This is a genomic window from Legionella cardiaca, assembly GCF_029026145.1.
GTDB classification, from domain to species: Bacteria; Pseudomonadota; Gammaproteobacteria; order Legionellales; family Legionellaceae; genus Tatlockia; species Tatlockia cardiaca.
On the sequence record NZ_CP119078.1, the window covers coordinates 1,418,818 to 1,435,982 of the forward strand.

Consider the following 17,165-nt stretch of genomic DNA (forward strand, 5'->3'; position numbering starts at 1 on the left):
ATTGCAGGCATTTTTTTTACAATTTCCTTTGCAGCTTTACCGTTTGAGCATTATAGTAACACTCAGACAGAATAGAGGTTTGTATGCATAAAAAAATATACCTAACAGGGATTGAAAAACGACCCGGAAAGTCTTTTGTTTCTTTAGGTTTTTTATCGCTGCTCAAAGAGCAAGAATCATCGTTACGATGTTTCAAACTTTTTTCAGAGTCAGATGAATCACAAATACCTTTACTTGAAGCAATAACTAATGAATCAATAAAACCGTTGATGAGTGTCAACCAGGCCATTGCTCTTATGCGCAACCAACCCGCGGATTTGGCCTCCTCGGTACTCGAAGCAACTCAAACTACAGGTGATTGTGCCTTAACCTATTTTGAAGGAACCGATTTTGAAAGTGATAATGATGTTTTTGAGTATCAATTTAATCTGACTCTGGCTTATCAATTAAATTGCGATGTAATCTTAACTGTTTCTGCTAAAGATAGAACCTTGGAACACACGCTTTCGTTGTTAAAGAATGCTCTTGAAATCAGTAAAAAAAGTCATGCGCGTGTTATTGGGGTAATTGTCAATCGTGTCATCAGCTTGCAAGACAGTGAAGCGCTTGAGCTATTCCAGAAACAATTACCTAATCTCTCGTTTATTGCCGTTATTCCTGAGTTTGAACAATTGGCAAATCCTTCTGTACGTGATGTGGCTGTTAAATTACGGGCTGAAATCATTTGCGGTGAAAAAGAATTACATCGCCCTGTTCGCCAATTTACAATTGCAGCAAAAACCATCGGAAATTTTTTAGAGTCCCGTCTTGATCGAAATGGTATGCTTATTATTACGCCGGACGACAGAATTGATATTCTGCTGGGATCTCTATTAGCAGACCAATCTGCTTATTATCCAAAAATCGCAGGTATTGTTTTAACTGGCGGTGAAATGCCAGGTCCTATTATCCGTGAAATTCTTACAGGTCTTGAGCATCCCTTTCCTGTTTTGTTAACCAGACTTAAAACTTATGAGACTGCTACAGCCTTATTCTCAGCAAAATTTAGTTTAAGTAAAGCAGATCCAATTAAAGTCAGTAAAGCGATTGATTCTGTTCGTCCTTATCTAGCAAAATCAGTACAGAAATTGCTAAGTGATAAATCACACCTACCAAGACTCAGTCCAGCTGTTTTCTTATATGACATCAGTAATAGAGCGAAGAAATTTCAACAACACATTGTTCTTCCGGAAGGAGATGATTCTCGCATATTGATTGCAGCAGATTATTTACTCAAGCGTGGAATTGTTAAAATTACTTTATTGGGTAAGCCAGAAAAAATTCACCTTTTAGCGAAGCGTCTGGATTTAGATTTACCAAACGTTAATATTATCGATGTCGAAAAATCTAGCTTAAAAGAAGTTTATGCCAAGAAATACTATGAACTTAGAAAACATAAAAATGTGAATCTTCCCATAGCCATGGAGCGAATGACCGACTTAAATTATTTTGCTGCCATGATGGTTTTCTGCGGTGATGCAAATGGCATGGTTTCTGGAGCAGCTCATACAACAGCAGATACGGTTCGTCCTGCATTAGAAACGATAAAAACAAAGCCCGGTGTCAACAAGGTTTCTTCCATTTTTATTATGTGCTTACCTTCACGAGTACTGATTTATGGTGATTGTGCCATTAATCCAGAACCTGATAGTCAAACCTTAGCTGAAATTGCCACTCAAGCTGCACAAATTGCACAAAAGCTGGGAATTACTCCCAAAGTTGCCTTGTTGTCTTATTCTTCAGGAGATTCTGGTAAAGGAGAGAGTGTTGAAAAAGTTGCGAAAGCCATGGAGTTACTCAAACAAATGCAACCTGAGTTATTAGTTGAAGGACCCATACAATATGATGCAGCTGTGGATCCAGAGATTGCTGCCAAAAAACTTCCTAATTCAAAATTATCAGGTGATGCGAATGTGCTTATTTTCCCTGACCTCAATACAGGTAACAACACGTATAAAGCGGTTCAACGGGAAAGTGGTGCCTTGGCAATTGGCCCCGTGTTATTAGGTTTGAATAAACCTGTTAATGATCTCAGTAGAGGTTGTACTCCTCAAGATATTATTAATACCATTCTCGTTACTGCTATCCAGGCTCAGGGGGAAAAGTTATGAACGTTTTAACACTTAATGCCGGCAGTTCTTCTATTAAGTACAAAGCTTTTAAAGTAGAGAATCAGCAAGTTCAACCTTTAGTATTCGGCCTAATTGAAGGCATTGGAGAAATTGAGGGTCAGTGGCACCATAACGATACTAAAGGAATCAAAGAATCCATTCAGTCACGATTTCTTAATCATGAGGAAGCGTTTACGGCATTAGCCACCAAACTTAAGCAAGAGCTTGATAAGTATCCCATTGAAGGTGTAGGTCATCGCGTTGTCCATGGCGGGAATGACTATTTTTTACCGACAATCGTAACCCCGGAAGTACTCGAGAAAATACGCGAATTATCACAACTCGCACCAATACATAATCCGATTAACGCGCTTGGTATCCAGTTTGCCCAGCAACATTTTCGCGATGCCGTGCATATTGCCGTCTTCGATAGTGGTTTTCATCACAGTATACCTCCTCACATTCATCAGTATGCAATTAACATGGATGTAGCTAAAAATTATCAGATAAGACGCTATGGTTTTCATGGCATAAATCATGAGTATGTTGCTAGAGTTGCTGCAGCTCACCTTAATAAACCTTTAGAAAAATGTAATTTTATTAATCTTCATTTAGGCAATGGCGCGAGCGCTTGTTTAGTCAAACAAGGCCAATCATTTGATACGTCCATGGGAATGACTCCTCTTGCCGGACTTATCATGGGAACACGCTGTGGCGATATTGATCCAGCAATTCCTTTATACCTGCAATATCAAGGTATGACTACCGAGGAAGTCGATAATCTGTTAAATAAGCAAAGTGGCCTTAAAGGCATTGCTCAAGAGAATGACATGCGTAGACTCATTGAACGAGCATTAGCGGATGATAAAGCAGCTGTGCTTGCTATAGAAATGTATGTTTATTCATTGCAAAAAATAATAGGTGCTTACAGCAGCCAAATTTCAACCCTGGATGCCCTTATCTTTACTGGTGGTGTGGGTGAAAATGCTGCATTGATTCGTGAGAAAGTACTGGCTTCACTTAAACATTTAAATTTTGAATTAGATCTTGAAAAAAATCTTGACCGCAGTGAAAGTTCCTGCAGAGATATCTCGGCGAGTGGCAAACCAATATTCGTTATTCGAGGGGATGAGGAGGCTTTAATTGCACAAAAAGTTGAAGATATAGTAGTTAAATTACATACTTAATGGACTCAAAAGGCTATGGATGGATCAGCCCTATCATTGTTTAGATAGTTAGGTTCTGTCTAACTTGCACAGAACCCCGAAAATTCATTACGAATTTAATTATGACGAACTGTACCCAATGGGTTATTTTCCAAGACAGAATCTAATTGGTGTAATTGATGTTTGTCAGCAATCTCAGTAAATAAATCAGCCATCTTAAAAGCAAAAAAACCATCCTGTGGAAGCGTGTTAATACACTCAGCAAGTTCAGTCACAGCAGTATTTATCTTGCTATGAAGAGAAATACCTACCTCAGGACTAAGTAAAGATTGCACGAATAAATCTGCTGCATCATCAAATTTCAAAAATCGCAAAAATCGCACTGTTAAGTGTTTTTCTGGATCCACAATCCCCCCAAAGATCAAAAAAAGAGCATATTATATTTGTTCCAACAAAAAACGCCAGGAGGCAACCAAAAATAAAGGCGTACTCATAGGCCACCAACAAATTTATAACGTTCTGTGACGGTATGTCGGTATTGTTTCACTGACTTATCAAGGTATGGTCATAGAGGAAAATAATTTAAATTGCTAACTAACAGGAACCATGTAGTACATCAACTATAATTGCATTACACAGAGAATATTCACCAATATAGTCATTTTGTGAGACAGATTCCGAAATACCTGCCAATTTTGGAGAAGTGCTATGCCTGTTTTCGAAGAGTATCTTAGCTATCAACCACAAAAATTTTTACGAAGTCTTAACTCGGAGAAAATTAATGAGGCACGTTCTGAGGAGCAAGAAGAACAACGTTATTTACAGGCATTATATGAATTTAAACGCAACCTTGACTCTATCCAGAAACCGTCCTCAGAAATCATTAGACTCCGGACTCTTGTAGACTCAGCAGTAAAAAGATTAGATAAAGGAGATGGTTTATCGTATGTCTCTTTTGAACTTCAAAAAATAGCCCATGAGTTTGCACCCAGTGAAAGATCTTTTGAACCACTAGGGTCGTTTATGAGTGTATTAAATAAGCAAGGCCATCATCTTAGCCAGCTGCCACTCTCCAAGAGTAAAAAAGAACTGATGTCTGCGATGGACGAGGACTTTAAACATCAAATGCAGATGCTTGAAAGGCAATTTCATGCAAATGGGTATATAAATAATAGCCTGATGTCTTTATTACGAGAAATGCAGCGAGTTCAGCAAGATAATCTAGGTATTGCTTGTGAGAGTTACAAAAAGTTAGACCCACTGGGACAGTGCAATAAGAAACTCGAGTTATTAGAAAAATTTAAGAAAGATAATCCAGCACTTGCAGATAACTATTCCTTAGAACTTATTCAAAAAATGCTACAGACGCATAAAAATAACCTTCAAATAGTATGTAAATCAGATTTTTTTTCTAAGACAGATTTCTTAGAAGCGAATGAGGTTCAAAAATCTTCTAACAATCTGAATAGTGTGATTTCTTCTGTTTCTTTAGAGGGTATTTTAAAAGACTATTTAATCAAACGAACCCAGGAAACAGAAAACATCGACGGTCATTGTGTGACGAAACAATATCGTCATAAACTGTTTACGTTCATGCAACACAGTTACAGTGATAAAGAAGAAGCAGTTTCTGCGTTAGTTGAGGCACTCAAGGGTAATGGACAAGGGAATTTATCAGAACATTTATCAACACTACGCAATGGTAATTTGGGAAAGGAGTTACGCTCTTTTATCAAAATGGGCCATGCTGATGCGCTGTTTGAGAATGGCCAGAAACCAAGGACTGTTAGAGACTTTATTACAGCATTGGATAGCCAGGCTTTAGCACAGAATTATAGTTACAAATAAGTTTTATGAGCCGCCCATAAAACTTATTTTCGCTAGTTAACCGCCCCTTCAACTATTTTCGATTCAGTTACAGGCGCATGCTGGTAATGATGGGAAATAAATTCTTCCTTAATCGCCAGAACCTGTTTTTCTTGTAGTCGAGCGCCGTATTGTCCCACTACCTCGGCGGCAGCCCTATTAGCTAATACAGTCGCTAATTGGGGGGCATAGCCATGCGTAATAGCATACAAATAAGCGCCGGCAAACATATCGCCAGCCCCTACAGTGTCTACCGCTTTAATTGGAAATGTGGGGATAGCAAGCACTTCACCATCAATTGCTAAAATTGCTCCCTGACTACCACATGTAACAACAAGATGGTTTGCAAAAGGTTGTAATAACGCAATAGCCGCTTCTATGCTATGTGTATCCGTGAATAATAAAGCTTCTTCTTCGTTGCAAAAAAGAAGATCAACATGACCATCTATCACGCTTAGCAGTTCATTTTTAAAGAAACGTACAATATTAGGATCAGACAAAGTCAATGCTACCTTGGTGTTTGTTGCTTTTGCATGCCGTTTAGCTGTTAATAAAGCACGACGAGCCGTTAGCGAAGTCACTAAATACCCTTCCAGGTAGAGGTATTTAGCAGCAGCAATTGCGTCTAGATTCAATACATCAGGACACAGCGTTTCAGAAATTCCCAAATGGGTGTTCATAGTACGCTGGGCATCATCAGTTACCAGAACTAAACATTGTCCTGTGATACCGGGCATTAAATTTTGTAAACTTAAGTTGCAATCAAGTCCCAAAGCATTCAATTCTTGGATAAACAATTGCCCTGCTTCATCATCGGCAACTTTACAACTATAAAAACCATGGCCACCAAATTGACTAAGTGCAATCATGGTATTTGCAGCAGAGCCACCACAACCGCTGTGGCAAAACAAACCATCTAAGGCAGTCATCAAATATTGATGAGTTTTTTCATCGGTTAATGTCATGACACCCTTTTCAATATTTAACGTCTGTAAAAGCGCGTCGTTGACCTGGGCATCTCTATCTAGTAATGCATTCCCTACACCATAAACATGATATTTTTTCATTAAACATTGACCTTTGTAATATTTGCCAATACTGATTCCGCCGCCGCAACGGTCATACGAATCTCTTCCTTTTGATGAGCACTAGACACAAAACCTGCTTCATACATCGATGGCGCAAAATATACTCCTTGCTGCAACATACCATGAAAGAATTGCTTGAATAACACTTCATCTGAAGATGCTACGTCATTGTAATCGAACACCTGCTTCTTCGTATTAAAGCAAAAACCAAACATACCCCCTAGTGAATCATAACAAAATGGTATTTTGAACGATGCAACAACTTCGGCTAAACTGCTGATCATCATAGCGGTATTTTGGCCAAGAGTTTCATAAAAACCTGGTTTTTCAATTTCAGTCAGTGTAGCCAATCCGGCTGCCATAGCTAAAGGATTTCCTGATAGTGTACCAGCTTGATAGACAGCGCCTTCTGGTGCTAAATGACTCATAATAACTGATTTCCCGCCTATGGCGCCAACAGGCATCCCACCGCCAATGATTTTGCCAAGTGTTGTCAAATCAGGGGTAACATTAAATAAAGCTTGAGCCCCCCCCAGAGCGACCCGAAAGCCTGTCATGACCTCATCGAAAATTAAAACAGCTTCATGAATATCACATAACTCACGCAAGCCCTGCAGGAATCCTGGTTTAGGAGGCACAAAACCCATATTACCCGCTACAGGTTCAACGATGATGGCAGCAATATCATCGCGATATTGTTCAAATAATGCTGCAGTTTGCTCAAGGTTATTAAAATCTGCGGTTAATGTATGTTCTGTGATACTTGCTGGAATACCAGGAGTAGAAGGAATCCCTAAGGTTAGTAGTCCAGAGCCTGCTTTAACGAGTAAGCTATCGTTGTGGCCATGGTAGCAGCCGTTAAATTTTATAATCTTATTTTTTTTCGTAAAACCACGTGCCAATCGTATAGCAGTCATGGTCGCTTCGGTTCCAGAATTCACCATACGAATTTTTTCGATGGCTGGCATAATCTTAATAATTTTTTGCGCAAGTTTTACCTCAAGCTCAGTGGGAGCCCCAAAGCTCATACCGCTGTGTAAAACTTCACTGACAGCATTGACGACTTTAGATTCACAATGGCCTAAAATTAAAGGCCCCCAAGACCCTACGTAGTCAATATACTTTTTATTATCCACATCAATTAAATAGGCCCCTTTCCCTTGCTTAAAAAAAATGGGATTCCCCCCTACTCCTTTGAATGCACGTACAGGCGAGTTAACACCACCTGGAATAACAGTCTGAGCCTGGGCAAATAATTGTTGTGAATTCGTCATGACTACTCCATCGCCAAAAATAAACGCTAATTCTACTCTATTTTTCCCACTAGTGACAAAAATTATGGCAGAATCAGACTTTACATTGATGAAAGCAATCGCTAAATTAGCCCCTTTAAATCTAGAGTAACCAATATGCAAGAGTATAAACGCTATATTTGTGTCATTTGTGGCTTCATTTATGATGAGGCAGAAGGATGGCCTGAAGATGGAATAGAGCCAGGCACACGTTGGGAAGACGTTCCCGAAAACTGGTTTTGCCCCGATTGTGGTGCTGGAAAAGAAGATTTTGAAATGGTAGAAATGGATTAATCCTGAGGTTGGCCCTTAATGGGCCCCTTCCAAAAATTATCAAAACGGCTTGAGAACAACTAACAAAACAATGCCAATTAAAAATAATGTAGGTAATTCATTGAATAACCTATAAAATTTATCTGTTTTTGTATTTTTACCAAGCGCAAAATTTTTCCTGAAATGACCGCAAGTTAAATGATAAATCCACAGTAGAAATACCAAACTTAACTTTGCATGCATCCATCCTGCTTTTAAATAATAGTGAGGGTTATAAAGAACGAGCGTTATTCCTAAAGTCGTGGTGATGATAGCAGCCGGCCATGTAATGCCATAATAAAGTCTTCGCTCCATAATTTTAAAACGCTCGAGACTAATACTGTCACTGGTTTGTGCATGATAGACATAAAGTCGCGGTAAATAAAAAAGTCCGGCGAACCAGGCAACCATTGCAATAATATGAAAGGCTTTAATTGTTAACATAATTTATTTCGAAGACTTCCGTTTATGCTGGCGAGAACGTCTAAGAAGATTAAGCATTTCTACACCTAAAGAAAAGCCCATTGCAAAATAGACGTAACCACGAGGCACGTGAAAAGAAAAACTATCGGCAACCAGAACCATACCAATTAAAATTAAAAAACTAAGAGCTAACATCTTTACTGTTGGATGCTTATCTATAAAGCGACTGACAGGCTCACTGGCGTATACCATGACTAAAATTGCACAAGTAATAGCTGCAGCCATTACCCAAAAACGACTGGTTAACCCCACTGCTGTAAGCACACTGTCCAGTGAGAAGATGATATCCATTAAAGCAACTTGTATTACTACACCTTTGAAAGTAACCGCCTTTCCTGCTGGTGAAGTCAATTCCTCCACGGAATCCTCGCCGACTTCATAATGAATTTCCTGCGTTGCCTTGGCTATTAAAAACGCCCCGCCTGCTAGAAGAAATAAGTCTCGTCCAGAAAAAGAAAAATCCCAAAAAGTTATTAAAGGTCTTGTTAATTTAACCAACCAGACCGCTGATGCCAAAAGCATCAGCCGAGTTAGCCAAGCGAAAGTCAATCCCCAACGACGGGCGCGTTTTCGTTGTTCTCTAGGCAATTTTTCGGTCAAAATTGACAAAAATACCAAGTTATCTATTCCTAGTACTATTTCCAGGATAGTTAATGCCGATAAACTTAAGATAATATCCAAAAATTCCATTTTACTGCTTTTGCAATAGTTTTAAAGTAACTATTGTCTACTGGAATGACTCAAAGGTAAATGATTCACTTTTTTTCTATTCTAGGCTATAATTATGCGGCGTTAGGTAGGCTATTACAGGGTGACCACAATAATCAAATTAATCAAAAAGCTGTTACGTAAGTCCAGGACTAGTCATCCTCCTGTTGATGCCAGCTACATTATACCCCGTACTCAACATAATGTTTCTAAAACAGACATTAGTGTCAATGCGCTTAAGGTCTTGAATCGTTTAAATAGCTCTGGCTTTCAAGCTTATCTCGTAGGCGGTAGTGTTCGTGATCTTCTATTGGGTAAAGCACCAAAAGATTTTGATATTGCAACCAATGCAACGCCGAATCAAATCAAAAAATTATTCCGCAACGCTCGTATTATAGGGCGGCGCTTTAAACTAGTTCATATCATTTTTCATCGCGATATCGTAGAAGTTGCAACTTTTCGCGGTGTTAGTGTTCCTGAAGATGAAACAATCGAAGCGAATCAGCTTACAAATGAAAGAGGAATGCTAGTTCGCGATAATGTATACGGAACACTCGATGAAGATGCCTGGCGCCGAGATTTTACGGTAAATTCCCTTTATTATAATATTGAGGATTCCTCCATTGTTGATTTTACTGGTGGAGTTGCTGATGTCCACCATCGTTTGCTACGTATTATTGGCGATCCAGTCACTCGCTATCAAGAAGATCCTGTCCGAATGCTGCGTGCTATTCGCTTTAGTGCTAAATTGCATTTTGATCTTGCCCCCAAAACAGCTGAGCCATTGCCAAGGCTAAGTCATTTGATAACGCATGTATCCGGTTCACGTCTGTTTGATGAAATGACAAAACTTTATCAATGCGGAGAAGCTGAAGCGGTCCAACGTCTCCTGGTGCAACACGGCTTATTCACTCACTTGTTTGCGCAAACAGCCTCTCTATTATCGAGCGAATACCCCGTTAATGCATTGCTTGGTATTGCATTGGAGAATACTGATACGCGTATTCGCGATAATAAACCAGTCACACCTGCATTTTTATTTGCAGTATTACTTTGGTTTCCTTTAAAGGCTCGTGCTGTTCTTCTACAAGAGCAAGAAAATATGGATCCTTTACCGGCACTCGAAAAAGCAATGTCTCAAGTTATTTTTGAGCAAAATCGAGTAATTACTATTCCTAAACGTTTTAGCCAAGTGATTAGAGAAATATGGCTGCTGCAATTTCGATTTCCTAAACGTTCGGGTGGACGAGCTTTTAATTTGCTGCAACATCCAAGGTTTCGAGCGGCTTATGATTTTCTTGCTTTACGCGCTTTGGCTGGTGATGAGTCTATGGAGCTGGCCCAGTGGTGGACTAGTTTCCAAGACGCTGATGAAACAGAACAAGCTGGTATGGTTAAAGCACTGGCTCCGCAACCTTTCCCACAGAAAAAAAGAAAGCGCCGCAAGCCTAAAACTACAACCACATCCTCTCAATGAATTTATGTTATCTAGCTCTTGGTAGTAATTTAAAATCGCCAGAACGTCAGTTGAGAATTGCACTAGAGGCTTTACGCCAATTACCTAATACTCATTTGCTTAAAACCGCAACGCTATATCGTAGTAAAGCCTGGGGGCGAAAAGTGCAACCTTCATTCTTTAATACTGTGGTTCTTTTGCAAACATTATTAACCCCAAAGCAATTACTCTCAAATTGTCAAAAAATAGAAAAAGAGCAAGGACGAGTACGTCATATTCGCTGGGGCAGTAGAACACTGGATATTGATATTTTGTTATATGGTTCCTTAACCCTAAAATCAGAATCATTAACTTTGCCCCACCCCAGAATTCATTTAAGGGATTTTGTTTTTGTTCCCTTGCTTGAAATTGCTCCAAAAACACTAAAAATCCATAATACACTTTTGACAGAACTTATTGATAATAATAATTATTGTTTAACAATTAAGCCCTCCTCGCAAAAATAAACTAAACTTATCTAAACTCAATTAAGTAGAGATGGAAGTGCGTAGCCTAGTTGATCACGTACTACCTCCAATTATTTTTCTCTTAATAGTAATAATCTTTTTGACTACTAGCGGGATTGCTTTTTATTTTAAAAAATCGTCACAATCAGGTGACACTCGTCGAGGAAGCAGCCTCTTAGTCGGCATTGTGAGTGGTTTTTATAGTATCTTTTTAGGTTTTGTCATTTACCTTCTCTGGAGTGACTACCAGGATGCGCGGGTAACCGTTGTAGATGAAACGACTAAGCTATATATTCTTACGGAAAGCAGCAAAGATTTTCCACCCGAGGTCGCCAAACAAATCAGGGTTAACCTTGTTAATTATCTTACGCTTGTCATTAATGATGAATGGCCATCAATGAAAAGGGGGCGGGAAAGTTTAAATGCTACCGAAGCAATTGATCAACTTTATGACACCATACTTGCATACCGCCCCAGTAATAATGCAGCAATCCTTTATTATGATAAGGCACTAACTGCACTTAATGCAGCAATTGAAGACCGCAATCATCGAATTAATATGCTGGATTTAGCAATTCCTACTTCATGGTATATGATGATTTTTATTGGTGCATTATTCATACTAATTATGAGTGTCTTTTTATTAAAGAACACGCTAGTTAATCTTCTAATGCATGTGTTTCTTTGCGCCTTTCTTGCATTTTATATAACCGCGGTAACTGATTTAAGCTATTCTTTCTCAGGAGCTGTTTCGAATGAGCCCTTTAAAAAATTATTAATCAACATTAAAAATCCGGATTAACCACTTATAAAAAATCAATGAATTTTTACTCTAAGCGTTCGGAAATAATTTTATTTTTTCCCTCTTTTTTTGCCCTGTATAGCGTTTTATCTGCTGCTGAAACAATATTTTCTATATCTTCAGAGGAGGATGGAGGTATACATAGGATCCCTATGCTAATGGTTACATCCAATTGACTGTTTTTGTTAAAGTGTTCTTTAAGAGCTGAACAAATTTTGATGGTTTCATCCAGCGAAGCATCAGTAAAAATAGCAGCAAATTCATCGCCTCCTATACGAAAAGCAGCATCATTTTCTCTTTGAGTAGATTGCTTAATAATACAAGCTAAATGCTTTAAAAAACTATCTCCAGAGGGATGCCCAAGACTATCATTAACAATTTTAAAATTATCTATATCAATGAAAACTAAATTCAGTGAATGTTTATTTCTTTTTGCTCGATAGGACTCATCTTTTAACTTTATTTCAAAGTATCTTCTATTATAGAGTCCTGTCAAAGAATCAGTAATGGAAAGTCTTTTAATAGCTTCTAAGGCTTTTTGTTGTTTTTGATGTGAATTTTTTAATCTTAGAATTAAATCATCTTTCTCAATCGTAAGACTGATGGTTTCTTGCAGTAATTCTGCTGTATTTTTTGCAGTCACAATAAGCATGATTACAAACAAAATAAACATTATTCCCAGAATTAATCGTTCCCACTCCAACGAATAAAAATTGTAAATAATGACAGGTAAAAAAATAGGGAGTAAATAGGCGTAATAAGCTGGCATATAGACTGACAGAGAAGCCAAGGCTCCTGCAGCCATTCCACCTAAAGTTAACATAATGATTATTTCATTTATTTGATTGATGTAGAATGAAAAAATAAAATAACTGACACTCCACATTGCCCCCATTAGAACAGTTAACAAAACAAATATTGTTGAACACTTACTTTGTTTGTCCAAATAATTTTTGCTCTTGAGTATTTGCTTACTATAAAACCATCGAACACAACTAATTATAAAAATTGACAAAAGCCAGGGGGCAATCCAGCGAAGTGAAACGCCACTAAACCAAAAATAAAAGGAAAGTATAGATGCTAAAACAAAATTAAACGGTATTGATTTTAAAGAATTTTTAAACAATAATTCAAAGCATCGACTCTCCGTATTTGATGATATTTTACTATCCATGACATTCTTGATACTTAGTTATTTATACTAATTATAGGAAAATTTTTTTCTGCTATTTTTTTATTCTAAAAATCACCACCTTCTAAATAATCAAACAGGATCAGAGTTGAAAGCTTTATCAGAATGGCAAACTTGCTGAAAAGTTAGGATCAACTACACTTATGCGTAAAGACTGTTGTTAAGCGAGGGAATCGTGTACAAGTCAATATTACACGCCACGGATTTGAGCGAAAATCATTTTGATATTTGTAAAAAAGCTATTGAAATTGCTAAAAAATTCGACGTCAAAATTCATTTGCTTCATGTGATTGAGCCCCCCGCCAGTCTTCAATTAGCTCAGAGTCTGGGATTTGCTGAGTTGGTAAATCCTGTGAAGGATGATGCCCAGACGGTAATGAGCTTATTAGGAGAGGCTCTTAATATTCCACCTGAACAACAACATGTCGAAATAGGCTCTTTAAAAATGCATATTCTAGAGAAGGTAAAAATTCTAGATTGTGGTCTTATTATTTTAGGAAGCCATGCTCCTAGTGCTGTACCAGCATTTCTTGGTAGCACAGCTTATGCAATGCTTCATCATGCGCCTTGCGATGTACTCACTTTGCGCACGACATCCGAAGTATGAACAATCTGCAAAAATTACAGTTTCTCTGAACTACAGTCAATGCCATAAACGATAGCTTTACCCACGTCATCTCAATCTTGCTTCTGTCATTCCGAACACAGCGAGAAAGCTCCTGCAATGTGGCTCGAAAAAAATTAAGGATTGCTCAAGAAAATAAACAAGAGCTGATTACTAAAAGGAAAGATTTAGATCATCGATACTTTAAAGATTGTGCCACTGCCGGGAGAGCCCTCGCTGTGCTTGGGATGACAACAGGTTCTTTCGGGATTATGTGGCATGTTTAGAGGAAAACTTTTTTAGCCTTTTTTTACTCGTTTCATTAAGCGTTTTTTCTTCTTAATTTGTCGAGCAGTTAGTTTATTTTTTTTGTCTTTAAAGGGATTACTACCACCCTTAAACTCTAATTTCAAAGGTGTTCCTATAAGACCAAGATGCGAAACAAAGGCTTTAGTTAAATAACGTTTATAGCTATCTGGCAATGCATCAAGCTGATTACCGTGAATCACTATAATTGGTGGATTATGACCGCCAGCATGGGCATATCTTAATTTAATTCTGCGCCCTTGTACCATGGGCGGTGTATGTTGATTAACGACGTCTTGCAAGAGTCTTGTCAATTTCGGAGTCGAGAATGCTTGCATTGCTGATGCATAAGCCTGTTCTATATCCTTAAATAATAAGCCTACTCCGCTACCATGTAAGGCAGATATAAATCTGATTTTGGCAAAGTGGACGAAATGCAGTCGACGAGATAATTCTTCCCGGACATGTTCTTTATGTTCCTCATCCAAACCATCCCATTTGTTAACAGCGATAACCAGCGCCTTGCCTGCTTCGATAATAAAACCTAAAAGATGCATATCTTGCTCGGTTAGGCCTTCCTTAGCATCTAACAGCATCATACAAACATGAGATTCTTTAATTGACTGCAGCGTTTTGATCACTGAAAATTTTTCAATTTTCTCTTCCACACGAGCACGTCTACGAATACCTGCGGTGTCGATAAGGACATAGGGCTTTTCCTCTCTAGTAAAAGGAATAGCAATGCTATCACGCGTAGTTCCTGGCATATCATAAACCACTACACGTTCCTCACCCAAAATACGATTAATTAAGGTGGATTTTCCTACATTTGGCCTGCCAATAAATGCGATCTTAATAGCCTTATTATCAGCCTCTTCTTCGATAACAGGTTCAAACGTATCCGTTAACTTACTAAGGAGTGAGTGCATTCCTCGACCGTGAGCGGCCGAAATAGCATGCATCTCACTAAAACCTAAGGATTGAAATTCAGCACAAGCAACTTCTTCATCTAAACCGTCTGTTTTATTAACAATCAAATAAACTGTTTTATTGCTCTTTCGTAATTGCAGCGCAATGTTTTCATCGACACCGGTTAACCCTGCTCTGCCATCAACTAAAAAGAAAACAACATTAGCCTCTTCTAAGGCCACGGCGGACTGCTTTGACATCAAAGCATCTACAGCCAAATCATCAACACCTACACCACCCGTATCAATAACAATAAAAGGCTTGTCATTAAAATGCGCTTGCCCATATTGTCTATCTCGAGTTAGCCCTGGAAAATCCGCAACCAAGGCATCCTGAGTACGGGTTAACCGATTAAATAAGGTTGATTTTCCCACATTAGGGCGGCCAACTAAGGCAATAACAGGAATCATTAATTAACTCACAGAAAATCGGTTTAACTTGCCATTACTTGTCATGACATAAATACTGTTACTCGAGATAGACGGAGCTGTCGTTATAGAACCGCTAAGCTGAGCTCGAGAAATCAAATCCCCACTGCTTTTAGCAAGTACATGAAGAAGTCCTGTTTTATCGCCAACAATAATACGATTTCCCATCACGACAGGTTCTGTTAAACCTCTAGCCTTCAATGCAACCTGCTTCCAGTTAACTTGTCCATTTTGTCTATTAATAGCCCAAACCACATCTTCACTGTCTGTGAAATATAGCGTATTACCGTCAATAGCCATGTTTTTATAAACAGAGGCAGGTTTACGCCATATGAACTGACCATCAACAAGAGATAAAGCACCAACATAACCTTGATAACTTGCGAGATAAGCTACATCTCCACGGACAATCGGATCAGCATCAATATCAACTAAACGCTCAACATCACTGGCACCACTTGCATAGGCGATACTCCGCTGCCAGACTAAACGCCCTGTTTCCAAGTCGACTGCATCCATTTTTCCATCGGAGTAGCCAACCAGGACAAGTTTGTTAGCGAGTACTACTGGCGATGAACTAGCCTTTAAAATTAAGCTGGGAGCCCCATGTTCTGAAATCCAAAGCTGTTTTCCAGAAACCAGATCCAAGGCATACAAATTACCATCAATAGTTTTTGCTATGACTTTGCTGTTAGAAATAATAGGTTTAGATAAAACTTCGCTTGAAACCTTCGCTCGCCATAACTCACTACCATCGACTTGTTTTAACAAGATAACATTTGAAGAATCAGTTCCTAATGCGACCACACCTGCGGAAACACTAGGACCACTAACAATACCATTAGCCAATTTCTTTGACCAAAGCAATTTGCCATTTGATTTATCAACTGCTTGTACTAACCCATTGGCATCGGCGGTATAGATTATATTCGCAACGATTTGAGGCTTTAGTTTAAGGTTAGCAGTCGCTTTTGAGCTAACGGGTACTGACCATTTTTCTTGTAAAGCAACTTTCGGCTTAATAGGCTCTAATTCACTTGGTGCAGGTGTATTATCTTTACCCAACATGTAGTTATCAATATGGGTACAGTTTTGCAAAAAAATAGACACAAGGAGGATTAAAAATTTCTTATTCATTTGTAACATAGACCTCTTAAGCAGCTTGAAGATTACCGTCTTCTCTTTTCATGGATTGAGTAAGAGCAGCCAATTCATTAGTTTTCATTTCAAGGAAAAGATTCCCCATACCATTAGTACGCACTTCAGTAATGGCTTCCTTGTAAAAATTAATTGCCTGTTGGTACTTCCCTGTTGCCGCATAAATATCGCCTTTCAACTCATTGACCACAGGCATGTAAGCGGCATCATCAACTTTAGTTAGCTGAGCAAGTGCTTTATCATAGTCTTTTTCAGCAGCTAATAGTCGAGCAATACGAATTTTAGCGACCTGTTTTAAGGCAAGCATTTTTGAATTATTAGCAACATAGTCCAAATTTTCTTTCGCTTTTTCATATTTATCATAGCCAACATAAAGCTTAGCCAATGTTAAACGCGCAGCATCAGCATAGACAGTGTCACCGTAGTCATTAATCAATTGGTTCGCATAAGAGCGTACGCTTTTATTATCTTGATTAGAAAAGGCAACCATTAAATGCTCATAGGCATTAGATGCTTGCATGCTGACCTTGTACTGATGCCAGGTCCAATATTTATAGCCAGCTACAACAAGCAATAGTACAGAAAGTACGACAGTAATCGGAGTACTGTATCGCTGCCACCATTTTTTTATCGCTTCTAATTGCTCTTCTTCTGTCATATACACTGACATATTAATCTC

At 38.5% G+C, this 17,165-nt stretch carries 17 protein-coding genes; 8 read left to right on the forward strand and 9 right to left on the reverse strand.

The features are described 5' to 3' along the window. Positions 1-83: 83 nt before the first annotated feature. A complete protein-coding gene (pta, locus tag PXX05_RS06130) occupies positions 84-2,150 on the forward strand; it encodes a phosphate acetyltransferase (RefSeq protein ID WP_275090181.1) in 2,067 nt (688 codons plus the stop codon). Continuing rightward, positions 2,147-3,337: an acetate/propionate family kinase gene (locus PXX05_RS06135; RefSeq protein WP_275090182.1), complete on the forward strand. Its 1,191-nt coding sequence runs from the start codon at positions 2,147-2,149 to the stop codon at positions 3,335-3,337. The genes pta and PXX05_RS06135 overlap by 4 nt, the downstream gene beginning before the upstream one ends. Positions 3,338-3,432: 95 nt before the next feature. Here PXX05_RS06135 and PXX05_RS06140 read toward each other — a convergent pair whose 3' ends face one another. After that, on the reverse strand, positions 3,433-3,723 hold the full coding sequence (locus PXX05_RS06140; RefSeq protein WP_275090183.1) for a hypothetical protein: 291 nt from the start codon (positions 3,721-3,723) through the stop codon (positions 3,433-3,435). Positions 3,724-4,024: 301 nt separating this feature from the next. On the opposite strand from PXX05_RS06140, the gene PXX05_RS06145 reads away from it, so the two are divergent. Then, positions 4,025-5,164 (forward strand): hypothetical protein, encoded by a 1,140-nt coding sequence (locus PXX05_RS06145; protein ID WP_275090184.1) that lies wholly within the window; start codon positions 4,025-4,027, stop codon positions 5,162-5,164. A 32-nt stretch (positions 5,165-5,196) separates the two neighbouring features. Here PXX05_RS06145 and PXX05_RS06150 read toward each other — a convergent pair whose 3' ends face one another. Beyond that, a complete protein-coding gene (locus PXX05_RS06150) occupies positions 5,197-6,249 on the reverse strand; it encodes an adenosine kinase (RefSeq protein ID WP_275090185.1) in 1,053 nt (350 codons plus the stop codon). Beyond that, positions 6,249-7,544, reverse strand: coding sequence for a glutamate-1-semialdehyde 2,1-aminomutase (gene hemL / locus PXX05_RS06155; RefSeq protein WP_275090186.1), 1,296 nt, complete (start codon positions 7,542-7,544; stop codon positions 6,249-6,251). Before hemL ends, PXX05_RS06150 begins: the two co-directional genes overlap by 1 nt. 135 nt (positions 7,545-7,679) lie before the next feature. Between hemL and PXX05_RS06160 the strand changes: the two genes are divergently transcribed. Beyond that, positions 7,680-7,856 (forward strand): rubredoxin, encoded by a 177-nt coding sequence (locus PXX05_RS06160; protein WP_010947264.1) that lies wholly within the window; start codon positions 7,680-7,682, stop codon positions 7,854-7,856. A gap of 39 nt (positions 7,857-7,895) precedes the next feature. Here PXX05_RS06160 and hemJ read toward each other — a convergent pair whose 3' ends face one another. Together hemJ and PXX05_RS06170 are read right to left on the reverse strand one after the other, a co-directional pair. Then, a complete protein-coding gene (gene hemJ / locus PXX05_RS06165; RefSeq protein WP_275090187.1) occupies positions 7,896-8,318 on the reverse strand; it encodes a protoporphyrinogen oxidase HemJ in 423 nt (140 codons plus the stop codon). A 3-nt stretch (positions 8,319-8,321) separates the two neighbouring features. Beyond that, complete coding sequence (locus PXX05_RS06170; protein WP_275090188.1) at positions 8,322-9,047, reverse strand: TerC family protein; 726 nt, start codon at positions 9,045-9,047, stop codon at positions 8,322-8,324. A gap of 151 nt (positions 9,048-9,198) precedes the next feature. Here PXX05_RS06170 and pcnB point away from each other — a divergent pair, with 151 nt between their 5' ends. The 3 genes from pcnB to PXX05_RS06185 all read left to right on the forward strand — a co-directional run bounded on the left by pcnB (position 9,199) and on the right by PXX05_RS06185 (position 11,829). After that, entirely contained in the window at positions 9,199-10,542 is a 1,344-nt protein-coding gene (gene pcnB / locus PXX05_RS06175) for a polynucleotide adenylyltransferase PcnB (RefSeq protein ID WP_275090472.1), read from the forward strand. After that, positions 10,539-11,027, forward strand: coding sequence for a 2-amino-4-hydroxy-6-hydroxymethyldihydropteridine diphosphokinase (gene folK / locus PXX05_RS06180; protein WP_275090189.1), 489 nt, complete (start codon positions 10,539-10,541; stop codon positions 11,025-11,027). Before pcnB ends, folK begins: the two co-directional genes overlap by 4 nt. Before the next feature lie 100 nt (positions 11,028-11,127). Then, on the forward strand, positions 11,128-11,829 hold the full coding sequence (locus PXX05_RS06185) for a bestrophin-like domain (RefSeq protein WP_275090190.1): 702 nt from the start codon (positions 11,128-11,130) through the stop codon (positions 11,827-11,829). A gap of 25 nt (positions 11,830-11,854) precedes the next feature. Here the strand turns inward: PXX05_RS06185 and PXX05_RS06190 are convergent, their stop codons facing one another. Then, positions 11,855-12,652, reverse strand: coding sequence for a GGDEF domain-containing protein (locus PXX05_RS06190; RefSeq protein ID WP_275090191.1), 798 nt, complete (start codon positions 12,650-12,652; stop codon positions 11,855-11,857). A 544-nt stretch (positions 12,653-13,196) separates the two neighbouring features. Here PXX05_RS06190 and PXX05_RS06195 point away from each other — a divergent pair. Further along, positions 13,197-13,628 (forward strand): universal stress protein, encoded by a 432-nt coding sequence (locus PXX05_RS06195; protein ID WP_275090192.1) that lies wholly within the window; start codon positions 13,197-13,199, stop codon positions 13,626-13,628. A gap of 296 nt (positions 13,629-13,924) precedes the next feature. On the opposite strand, the gene der is transcribed toward PXX05_RS06195, so the two are convergent. From der to PXX05_RS06210, 3 genes are read right to left on the reverse strand one after another with little or no spacing between them, the layout of a single operon-like run. Then, on the reverse strand, positions 13,925-15,310 hold the full coding sequence (der, locus tag PXX05_RS06200; RefSeq protein WP_275090194.1) for a ribosome biogenesis GTPase Der: 1,386 nt from the start codon (positions 15,308-15,310) through the stop codon (positions 13,925-13,927). A 3-nt stretch (positions 15,311-15,313) separates the two neighbouring features. After that, on the reverse strand, positions 15,314-16,465 hold the full coding sequence (gene bamB / locus PXX05_RS06205) for an outer membrane protein assembly factor BamB (protein WP_275090195.1): 1,152 nt from the start codon (positions 16,463-16,465) through the stop codon (positions 15,314-15,316). A 16-nt stretch (positions 16,466-16,481) separates the two neighbouring features. Further along, positions 16,482-17,156 carry a YfgM family protein gene (locus PXX05_RS06210; protein ID WP_275090196.1) on the reverse strand — a complete coding sequence of 225 codons (675 nt, stop codon included), beginning with the start codon at positions 17,154-17,156 and terminating at the stop codon, positions 16,482-16,484. Positions 17,157-17,165: the final 9 nt, after the last annotated feature.